The organism is Streptomyces scopuliridis RB72, assembly GCF_000718095.1.
Taxonomy (GTDB): domain Bacteria; phylum Actinomycetota; class Actinomycetes; order Streptomycetales; family Streptomycetaceae; genus Streptomyces; species Streptomyces scopuliridis.
Genome location: NZ_JOEI01000016.1, coordinates 203127 through 212784, shown reverse-complemented (window position 1 = coordinate 212784; position 9658 = coordinate 203127). Strand labels below are relative to the sequence as shown.

The 9658-nt window shown below is 72.6% G+C and carries 8 protein-coding genes; 3 read left to right on the top strand and 5 right to left on the bottom strand.

Translation table 11 applies throughout. The features are described 5' to 3' along the window. Positions 1-483: ATP-binding protein (locus tag IF11_RS0121580; RefSeq protein ID WP_051746113.1), on the bottom strand; the 483-nt coding region annotated here is incomplete at its 3' end. A 177-nt stretch (positions 484-660) separates the two neighbouring features. Continuing rightward, positions 661-1575 (bottom strand): NADP-dependent oxidoreductase, encoded by a 915-nt coding sequence (locus IF11_RS0121575; protein ID WP_030353312.1) that lies wholly within the window; start codon positions 1573-1575, stop codon positions 661-663. Positions 1576-1770: 195 nt separating this feature from the next. Here IF11_RS0121575 and IF11_RS0121570 point away from each other — a divergent pair, with 195 nt between their 5' ends. Beyond that, entirely contained in the window at positions 1771-3489 is a 1719-nt protein-coding gene (locus IF11_RS0121570) for a bifunctional 3'-5' exonuclease/DNA polymerase (RefSeq protein ID WP_030353311.1), read from the top strand. A gap of 26 nt (positions 3490-3515) precedes the next feature. On the opposite strand, the gene IF11_RS0121565 is transcribed toward IF11_RS0121570, so the two are convergent. The 3 genes from IF11_RS0121565 to IF11_RS0121555 all read right to left on the bottom strand — a co-directional run bounded on the left by IF11_RS0121565 (position 3516) and on the right by IF11_RS0121555 (position 7858). Then, the gene (locus IF11_RS0121565; protein ID WP_030353310.1) at positions 3516-4775 is read right to left on the bottom strand and encodes a hypothetical protein; all 1260 of its coding nucleotides are present in this window, start codon (positions 4773-4775) and stop codon (positions 3516-3518) included. Between the two features lie 75 nt (positions 4776-4850). Beyond that, positions 4851-5402: a SigE family RNA polymerase sigma factor gene (locus IF11_RS0121560; protein WP_240627909.1), complete on the bottom strand. Its 552-nt coding sequence runs from the start codon at positions 5400-5402 to the stop codon at positions 4851-4853. Between the two features lie 203 nt (positions 5403-5605). Beyond that, positions 5606-7858, bottom strand: coding sequence for a peptidoglycan recognition protein family protein (locus IF11_RS0121555; RefSeq protein ID WP_037728238.1), 2253 nt, complete (start codon positions 7856-7858; stop codon positions 5606-5608). Between the two features lie 398 nt (positions 7859-8256). On the opposite strand from IF11_RS0121555, the gene IF11_RS0121550 reads away from it, so the two are divergent. Further along, positions 8257-8979 (top strand): hypothetical protein, encoded by a 723-nt coding sequence (locus IF11_RS0121550; RefSeq protein ID WP_030353307.1) that lies wholly within the window; start codon positions 8257-8259, stop codon positions 8977-8979. Between the two features lie 4 nt (positions 8980-8983). Further along, positions 8984-9649, top strand: coding sequence for an RES family NAD+ phosphorylase (locus tag IF11_RS0121545; RefSeq protein ID WP_030353306.1), 666 nt, complete (start codon positions 8984-8986; stop codon positions 9647-9649). Positions 9650-9658 lie beyond the last annotated feature (9 nt).

Genomic DNA, 9658 nt, shown 5'->3' with positions numbered 1-9658 from the left:
GGGGGCGCGAGGGGCCGGGGCGGCGGGGGCGAACTCGCACCACACCACCTTTCCCCGCGTGGCGCCCGCCTGGTCGCCCCAGTCCGCCGCCAGGGCCGTGACCAGCAGCAGCCCCCGGCCCTCCTCCGCCTCCGCGTCGACCGACTCGATCCCCGTGGGCCACCTCGGGGGCGTACGGGACGGATCGGCGACCTCGACCCGGAGGCGGCCCCCTGTCCGCAGCAGGGTGAGGGAAACCGGGCCGCGGGTGCAGCCGCAGAGGCAGATGCCGTGCCGTACCGCGTTGGTGACGAGTTCACTGACCGCGAGCTCGACGGTGGCGATCAGTTCACTGTCCACCCGGCGCAGCGCGAGGACATCACGGGCGTGACGGCGGGCCTTGGGAGCCGCCTCCGGCCTGTGCGGGAGCGGGATCCTCGTGAGGGGCAGCCAGGGCGGGCCCTGGTCGTAGACGTCGTGCGCAAGTCCACTGTCAGTGAGCATCGTTACTCTCGGACATCAGTAGGTCACCGAAAGCAACCTATGTTGCCCGAGAGGAGTGCCGCCATGCCACATCACCCATACGAGGCCGTACCGGCTGTTCCGGCCGATCGGCGCGTGTCCCGCCGTTCCGGACGTGATGTTTCGGGGTGTTCAGGGTGTTCAGGGTGTTCGGGATGTTCAGGGCGTGATGACGAGCTTCCCGTTCGCATGACCGTCCTCGCTCGTCTGTTGCGCCTGTGCGGCTTCCGCGAGCGGGAACGTACGCGCGATCCGCAGCCGCAGCGCGCCCTCCGCCGCCAGGCGGGCGTTCTCCGCGAGGCCCGCGCGCTTCCGCTCGGGCGCCGTGCCGCCGGACGAGAAGGCCACGCCGAGTTCGGCGGCGGCCGGGTCGGCGATGGTGACGATCCGGTCGGTCGTCCCGCCCCGCAGCTCGATCGAGTCGGGGAGCGCTCCCTTGCCCGCCGCGTCGAAGACCGCGTCCACGCCCTGCGGCGCGACCGAGCGGACGCGTTCGACCAGCCCGTCGCCGTAGGTCACGGGGATGGCGCCCAGCGAGCGCACGTACTCATGGTTGGCCGGCGACGCCGTGCCGATCACGATCGCGCCGCGGGCCGTCGCGAGCTGGGCGGCCACCGACCCGACCGTTCCCGCCGCCCCGTGCAGCAGCAGGGTCTCGCCGTCGCGCAGCGCCAGTTCGTCGAGCACCCGCGCGGCGGTCTCCCCCGCGACCGGGATCGCCGCGGCCTCGGCCCACCCCAGCGAGGCGGGTTTGGGGACGGCCGTCTCGGCCAGGGCGTACTGCGCGTAGGCACCGGTGGCGGACCACCCCAGCACGTCATCGCCGACCGCGACGTCCGTAACCCCGGCGCCGATCTCGTCCACGACCCCGGCGATCTCCAGACCGGGCACGGCGGGCAGCGGGGTGGCGAAGGCCTGTTCCATCCATCCGTGGCGGATCTTGTAGTCCATCGGGTTGACGCCCGCCGCCTTCACGGCCACCCGGATCTCTCCGGGGCCCGCGTGCGGCTCGGCGACCTCCTTGACGTGCAGGACGTCCGGGCCGCCGAACTCCTCGAAAACGATCGCTTGCATCTCAGCCTCCATACGGTGATGACGGTGGGGCGGGCTCCCGACGGCCGGGACTCAGCTCCTGGCTTCGTTCCCGGTCCCGATCCCGGTCCCGTTCCCGGTCCTGGCTCCGGAGTCGATCCTCCCGTCGTCGGGCCCGGCTCGCCTGCCGGGCGGATCCGCCCGTCGTTGTCAGACCCTCCTGCGAGACTCGGCGGTATGACCGAACGATGGGCTCTGGCCCCGGCGGAGGGCGGCGGCGCGCTGCTCGTTCCGCTGGGCGCGGACGGCCGCCCGGCCGGGCCCGTGGCGCGGGAGCCCGATCTCGTCGCGGCGGTCAGGACACGGCTGCCGGAGGTCGGACGCTGGGTGTGGCGCTCCACGGCCGAGGTGTATCCGCGGCTGCTCGCGGCAGGGGTGCGGGTCGAGCGGTGCTACGACATCGAGGCCGCCGAGCTGCTGCTGCTCGGCCACGAGGGGCGGCTCGGGGAGCCCCGGTCGGCGGCGGCCGCCTGGGCCAGACTGCGGAACGGGCCGGTGCCGCCCGACCCGCCGCCCCGGTCGGCGGAGCCGGGGTCGCAGTCCTCGCTGTTCGAGCCGCACGCGGGCGCGGAGGTGCCGTTCGAGGGGCTGCTCGATGTGTACGCGGAGCAGCAGCGACGGCACATGGCCGCCGAGCACCCCGGACGGATGCGGCTGCTCACCGCGTCCGAGTCGGCGGGGATGCTGGTGGCCGCGGAGATGCACCGCGCGGGGCTGCCCTGGCGCGCGGATGTGCACCGTGAGGTGCTGGGGGATCTGCTCGGCGAGCGGTACGCGGGCGGGGGCGAGCCCCGGCGGCTGGCCGAGCTGGCGGACGAGGTGTCGGCGGCGTTCGGGCGGCGGGTCCGGCCGGATCTGCCGGCGGATGTGGTGCGGGCCTTCGGGCAGGCCGGTATCAAGCTGAAGTCCACCCGGCGCTGGGAGCTGGCGGAGATCGACCATCCGGCGGTGGAGCCGCTGATCGAGTACAAGAAGCTGTACCGGATCTGGACGGCGCACGGCTGGAGCTGGCTCCAGGACTGGGTACGGGACGGCCGGTTCAGGCCCGAGTATCTGCCGGGCGGTACGGTCTCGGGCCGGTGGACGACCAATGGCGGCGGGGCGCTGCAGATCCCCAAGGTCATCCGGCGGGCGGTCGTCGCCGACGAGGGCTGGCGGCTGGTGGTGGCGGACGCCGACCAGATGGAGCCGCGGGTGCTGGCCGCGATCTCCCGTGACCCGGGGCTGATGGAGGTGGCCGGGCATGACGGCGATCTCTATACGGCCCTCTCCGCCCGGGCGTTCTCGGGCGACCGCGCCCACGCGAAGCTCGCGCTGCTGGGGGCGATCTACGGCCAGACGTCCGGCGACGGGCTGAAGAACCTGGCGGCGCTGCGCCGGAGGTTCCCGCTGGCCGTGGCGTATGTGGACGACGCGGCGCGGGCGGGCGAGGAGGGCAGGCTCGTACGGACCTGGCTGGGGCGGACGAGTCCGCGGGCGGCCGGGACCGAGGAGGACGACGACGAGGCCGGGATCCCGCAGGAGATATCCCCGGCGCCGGGGACGGACGGGGACGGATCAGCCTCGTCCGGCGGCGAGTTCACCCCGGGCTACGCGTCGTCGAACGGCCGGGCGCGCGGGCGGTTCACCCGTAACTTCGTCGTCCAGGGCAGCGCGGCCGACTGGGCCCTGCTGATGCTGGCCGCGCTGCGGCGGGCGACCGCCGGGATGCGGGCGGAGCTGGTCTTCTTCCAGCACGACGAGGTGATCGTGCACTGCCCGGAGAAGGAGGCCGGGGAAGTGGCCGAGGCGATCCGCGCGGCCGGGGAGCTGGCCGGGCGGATCGCCTTCGGGGAGACGCCGGTGCGGTTTCCGTTCACGACGGCGACGGTGGAGCGGTACTCCGACGCGAAGTAAGGGCGCGTCGGGGCGCGGACTTCGGGCTAGTGCCGCGTCAGCCACTTCTGGCTGGTGGCGATCGCGGTGAGCTGCTTCATGGTGAGCGCGGGGTTTCCGCGGGTGGCCGGGGTGACCTGGTCGGCCGCGTTGAAGGCGGAGATGACGACGCGCAGCCCGTCGGGCCTGAGGGTGTCGGCGGTCCACATCTTGATGCCGCCGACCCCCTTCTCGCCCGCCTTCTTCGTGGTCTTGAGCAGCGTGCCGTCCGGCAGGGTGGTCGCGCCGGGGAACAGAGCCCCCGCGTCATCCGACATACCGGGCTGCACATTGACCTGGACATAGCTCAGGCCCTTGCCGTCGTCCACCACCAGATACCCGAATCCCTCCTGGCCGCCCTCGTCGGTCACCTTCAGCCCGGCGGGGAGGAGTGAGACCAGCGTCTTTCGGGTGTTCACACCGTCCGGGTCGGCCGAGGTCTCGGGTGCGCCGCCGGCAGGCGGCCGCGGGGACGGTCGCGTGGGCAGCTCGTTCAGTGGCGCGCGCCACTCGTCCGAGGTGACCAGCGCCTTCAACTGCGCGGGATTCAGTGGCGGATCGGCGCGGGAGATCTCGGCTCCCTTCTCGGCCGGGGCGTTGTACTCGCTCGCGTCGACCAGGAAGCCGTCGGAGGTGAGCAGGACGGCGCGCCAGTTCTTGGTGTCCTCGCGGCGGTCCGGGTACTCGTACCCCTGGAAGACCATGAGCCGGGAGCCGTCGGCCAGTTCGGTCTCCGCGCAGTCGTCGTAGGCGTTGAAGACCTTGTCGGGGCAGGTCACCTGCTGGTTCGCGTCGGTGCCGTCGGCGCGGGTGAGGCCGACCGAGATCTCGGCGTCGCCCTTCCCGTCGTCGAAGACTCCGCGCACGCTCCGGTAGCCCGGGGTGTCGGACGTGTTCGTCGACGGATTCTTCAGCTCTCCGCCGGGCAGCAGCCGGGTGAGAATCGCGATGAGGTCCGCGTCGGCGGTCGGTGCCGGGCCGGTGGGTGTGGGGTCCGGCGCGGCCACGGATGTCTCACCGTGCCCGCCGCCCTGTCCCCCGCCCAGCAGTCCGCCGCCGTACGCGCCGCCGATCCCCACGGCGGCCAGCGCGAGCACGCTGCCCGTCACCGTCGCCGCGCGCCGCCGGGCCACCCGGCGGCGGCCCCGGGTCAGCCCGGCGTCCACCAGGGCGGCCCGGTCCGTGGGCGCGAACGTCTCGCCGGTGCGACGCAGCGCCTCACCGAGTCCGTCCTCGAAGGGCGCTTCGAATGGCTGTTCAGAGGGCATGGTCGACCCCACTCCTTGCTCATGTACCGGAAAGAATCAGGACAGAATCAGAGCCGAGCCCCGTGGGGCGGGCGCTCAGCGGTCGGCGAACTCGGCGAACTGCCCGCCCAGTTGCTCCCGTAGCTTCGCGAGCGCACGCACCGATCTGGTGCGTACGGCGGCGGAGCTGACATGCATGGCGTCGGCGGTCTCCTCGACGCTGCGGTCCTCCCAGTACCGCAGCACCACCACCGCGCGGTCCTTGGCCGACAGCCGCCCGAGCGCGTCGAGCAGCGCGATCCGCAGGTCGGGGTCGTAGCCGGAGGCCGGGGCCGGCTCGGGGAGTTCCCCGAGGGGCCGTTCGGTCGCAGAGCGGCGCCGCCGATGCGTGAGGAAGGTACGGACAAGGACGGTCTGCGCGTACCCGGCCGGGTTGTCGATCCGGTCGACGCGCCCCCACAGCGCGTACATCCGGCCGAGCGTCTCCTGCACCAGATCCTCGGCGAGATGGGTGTCGCCGCCGGTCAGCAGAGAGGCGGAGCGGAAGAGCTGGTTCGTACGGCCGGCCGCGAACTCCCTGAAGCCATCGGCCCGGGAGGTCCGTGCCCGCTCACCGCCCGTACGTCCCATCCACCCCGTGCGCCTCATGGCCCCCCGATCCCCCGTGTCCCCGTGGCGCCCTGCTCCCCGCCCCGCCCTTCACTCCACTGACGCGGTGGACCGGCGGAAATGTTTCACCGGACGCCGAGAAAAGAGGCGCGGAGAAAAGAGGCGCGGAGAAAACAAGCATCCCGGCCGGCGAACGGCGCCGGCCGGGATGCTGGGTGATGCCAGGTGTCGCTTGTTACCTGTTACTTGAGGTAGACGATGCCGTCGGTCGTGAGGGCCGGACGGCCGCTGGTGCCGACCACGACGATCTTGATCGTGTGCTTGGCGCTGGACGCCCAGGTCTTGGTGAAGATCGCGTCCCGGTACTTGGTGGTGGACGACTTGAGGTCGACGGTCGCCACCTTCGTGCCGTCGAGGTAGACGTACGCCTGTCCGGAGGTCGACGCGCGGGAGACGACCCAGGCCACCGAGCGGCCGGTGAAGGTCCAGCTGAGCGAGGCGTTCTTGGCCGAGCTGGTGTAGGACTTGCCGCCCAGGTAATTGGTGGACGACTTGGTGGTCCAGGAGCCGGTCTTGGTCGCCGAGCTCTCCTGGACGATCATCGGCGTACCGGCCACCGACGCGGCGGCGGTGTTGCCCGCCTGGTCGTACGCGGTCATCGACCAGGTCGTCGCCGCGCCCGACTTGGCGGTGTGCGCCGCGCTCGTGGTGGTCGGCCCGTACGTCTTGGCGACCGGGGCCGTCAGCCGGACTTCCTTGAGCGCCGCGCTGTCGGCCGCCTTCCAGCTCAGGGTCAGCGGAACGGCGGTGGTGTTGACCACGCCGGCGCGCAGGGCGAGCGCGGGCTTCGTGGTGAAGGCCGGGGCGGTGGTCTCCGCGACGACCGTCGCCGCGGCGCTGGTGGCGGTCTTGCCGGACTGATGGACGGCGCGGACGGAGACCTTGTGGGTGCCGACCGCGAGCGTGACCTTGCCCGAGGTCGTGGCACCGGAGACGCTCGCGGCCACCTTGCCGTCGACCAGCAGCTCGTTCTTGGTGATCAGCTCCGAAGGCGTGGTCGTCGACCAGTTCACGGTGACGGCGGCCTTGGTGTAGTACGTCGATCCAACGAGGCCCGCGCCGGTGACGGACGTGACGGCCGGCGCTGTGGCGGGCCCCGCCGCCCAGGACCGGATGGTGGCGAGCTTGCCGTAGAAGGCATCGCCGGGGCACTGCGTGTTGTAGCCGTCGCGGTGTCCGTGGATGGCCGGGAAGGACATCTGCGCGCCCTTGGCCCAGGTCTTGCCGAAGTAGTTGCGCCCGCTGTCACCGGCGGTGAGCGTGGCGGTGCCGGCCGGGTTCACCCCGTACTGGCCGAGCTTCCAGGCGGCGATCCGGGCGACCGAGACCATGGCGGCCTGCGACGGCGCGGCGTCGGTGTACGTGCCGAGGACGGAGATGCCGGTCGTCTCGGAGTTGAAGCCGTAGGCGTGCGCGCCCATCACGGGCCGGTCGACGCCGCCCTTGCGGCCCTCGTAGACCGTGCCGCACTTGTCGACCAGGAAGTTGTAGCCGATGTCCTTCCAGCCCAACTCCTTCACGTGGTACGTGTACACGCCGCGCACCACGGCCGGGGCCTGGGCGCAGGTGTAGGTGTTGCTCTCGGCGGTGTGGTGCACCACGACCGCCTTGATCCGGCCGTCCGGCAGATAGCCGGGCTCCTCGGGACTGATCGACTCGTCGGCTCCCCAGCCGGCCCGTGAGGTGATCGGCGGGCGCGGCGCGGTCGACGGCGGCGCGGTGGGGATGCTGGCCGTCGGGGTCGGCGCGGGGGACGACGCCGGAGGCGTCGAGGGCTGTGTGGTGCCCGGCGGCTCCGAGGAGGGCGGCGGGGTCGAGGGGGCGTCGCTCGGGCTCTCGCTCGGCGCGGGCGGGACCGAGGGGTCCGTACCGTCCGTGGGAGCGGTGCTCGGGCCGTCGCTCGGAACGGGAGCGTCCGAGGGCTCGCCCGGTGCCGGGGTGACGGGATCGTCGGCGGCGAAGGCCGCGGGCGCCATCGCCAGGTCCTTGCCGCCGTCACCGCCGTCGCTGCCACTGCCCGTGTCGATCATGGCCAGGCTGAGGCCGGCGGGCAGCCGTGCCGAGGTGTTCCCGCCACTGGTGACCCGTACCTCGACACCGTCGGAGGGCCCCACCCACGCGGGCTCGGTCCCGCCGCGCTCGGCCGCGCTCTCGCCCTGGCCGCTGTCACCGTCGAGCACCAGCCAGCGCGACCACGTCCCGGACCCCACGGCGCGGGTACGTGCCTCGACCTTGCCGGACACCCGTGCCTTCGGATCGCTCCAGGTGACACCCAGCATGCTGAACCGGTCGGTGTCCCGCCGCGGAAGCGCGGCGCCACGGCCGTCGTCCTGGGTCCGCAGCTCCGCCGCCCGTACGTCCGTACGCGGCGGGGCCGACCGCTTGCCGTCCCCGGACGCGTCCGAGGACCCGGGAAACCCGAGCCCCCCGGACATGCCCTGGAAGACGAGTACCCCCGAGACACCGACGGCTGTGATGCCGGCCGTGATCCAGATCCGACGCGACGTCACGCCGTACCTCCCCCTCTTGTACGCGGCGCAGAAGAATGCGCGAGCGCGCTATCTCACCACAAGACGGAGCGGGAAAAAAGTTCGATCTTCACAGCCTTTTCGTACAACCTTTTCCCCGTGGGGCGCACGGCCGATGCGTGCGCCCCACCCCGCCCCAGCAGTCGCCCCGTTCGCGACCGGGAAGCGACCAGCGGCGGCGGTTCAATGGGGTGGGGGATGCGGTTGAAGCGGCGTGCCCGGCAGTGCGATCCTTTCGGGCATGCCGCAGACGCCCCGGGAACGGATGTGGTCGAGCGGGGCGCTCACCACGGGGAGGGGCGCGGGTGAATCCGTATCGAGTGCTGGCGGCGGTGGCCGCCGACTGGGGCCGGCTCGGCCCCTACCTGCGCATGGGTGTGGAGGGCACGGACGGTACGGCCGGCGCCGGAGACGCGGCAGGGGGCCCGAACGGGCTGTCGTCCGCGCTGCGTTCGCTGCGGTCCATGGAGCGCCATGCCCCCGGCCGTACGGAGGCGGCCGGCGAGACCGCGCGCTTCGTCCTCGCCCTGCTGCCTCCCGCCGAGGCCGAACGGCTCGTCGCCACCCACTCGGGACGCCTCGCCGGGACCCTGGAGGACGGAACGCCGGCGGAGGAGACGTACGCCGGGTTCACCGCCGCCGACCTCGCCTTCCTCCTGCTGGACGACAACCCCATGGTCGGCCCGCTGCTCGGCCCCGTACGGGAGCGCCTTCTCTCGTATCCGATGCTGGACGACTGGGCCGCCGAGGCGCACGGGCGCACCCCCGGGCTGATCCGGCTGCGCGGTGAGTCCGGCGCGCGGGGCGTGGACCGGATCCCGTCCTTCCAGTTCAGCGACGCGGCCACCCCCTGGCCGGTCGTCGTCACGGTGAACGGGCTGCTGGACGCCGCGCGCGATCCCTGGGGCGCCGCCGACTGGTGGCTGTCGGCGAACGGCTACCTCGGTGTCGCCCCCGCGGAACTGCTCGGCAGCGGCCAGGACGGCCAACTCGCCGGTACCGCACGCTACTTGGTGGAGGGGGAGTAACTCCGTGCCGAACAGCCGTCCGCCCGCCGCGCTCCCGGGCACGCCCACGAAGGTGCCGCTGCCCGCCGGTACACCGCTCTTCCGGGTCCACGCGTCCAAGCGTCCGGGCACCGCGTTCAACCCCGTACCGTCCGACTGCCTCTACGACGGGGGCCGGTTCGACGCGACGCGCTGCGACGACTACCCCTTTCTCTACGCCGGGCGTACCGCGCCCGCCGCCGTCTGCGAGTCGCTGCTGCGGTCCGTCCCGTTCACCCCGGGCGGCGGGGTCCGGCTGCTGCCGCGCGCTTCCGTACGGGGCAAGCGGCTGTCGTTCCTGCGGCTGACCGCCGATGTGGACGTGGTGTCGCTGGTGTCCGGGGCGGATCTCGCCTCCGTCGCGCAGGACGCGTGGCTGGTCCAGTCCGAGCCCGGCGAGTACGCGTACACCCGGCACTGGGGGCACTGGATCCGGGGCCGGACCGCCCCCTGGGCCCAGGGTTTCGTCTGGCCGTCGAAGCGCGAGCCCGCCGCGCACGCGGTGATCCTCTTCCAGGACCGATGCCTGGACCGGGGCCTCACGGAGATCGTCGAGGAGACGGACGAGCCGCCCGTCGACTTCGCGACGCCCGAGGGCGAACGCTGGCTCAACTCCGTACTCGCGCCGTATCTCGCGCAGATCGCACCGTAGGAGCACCTT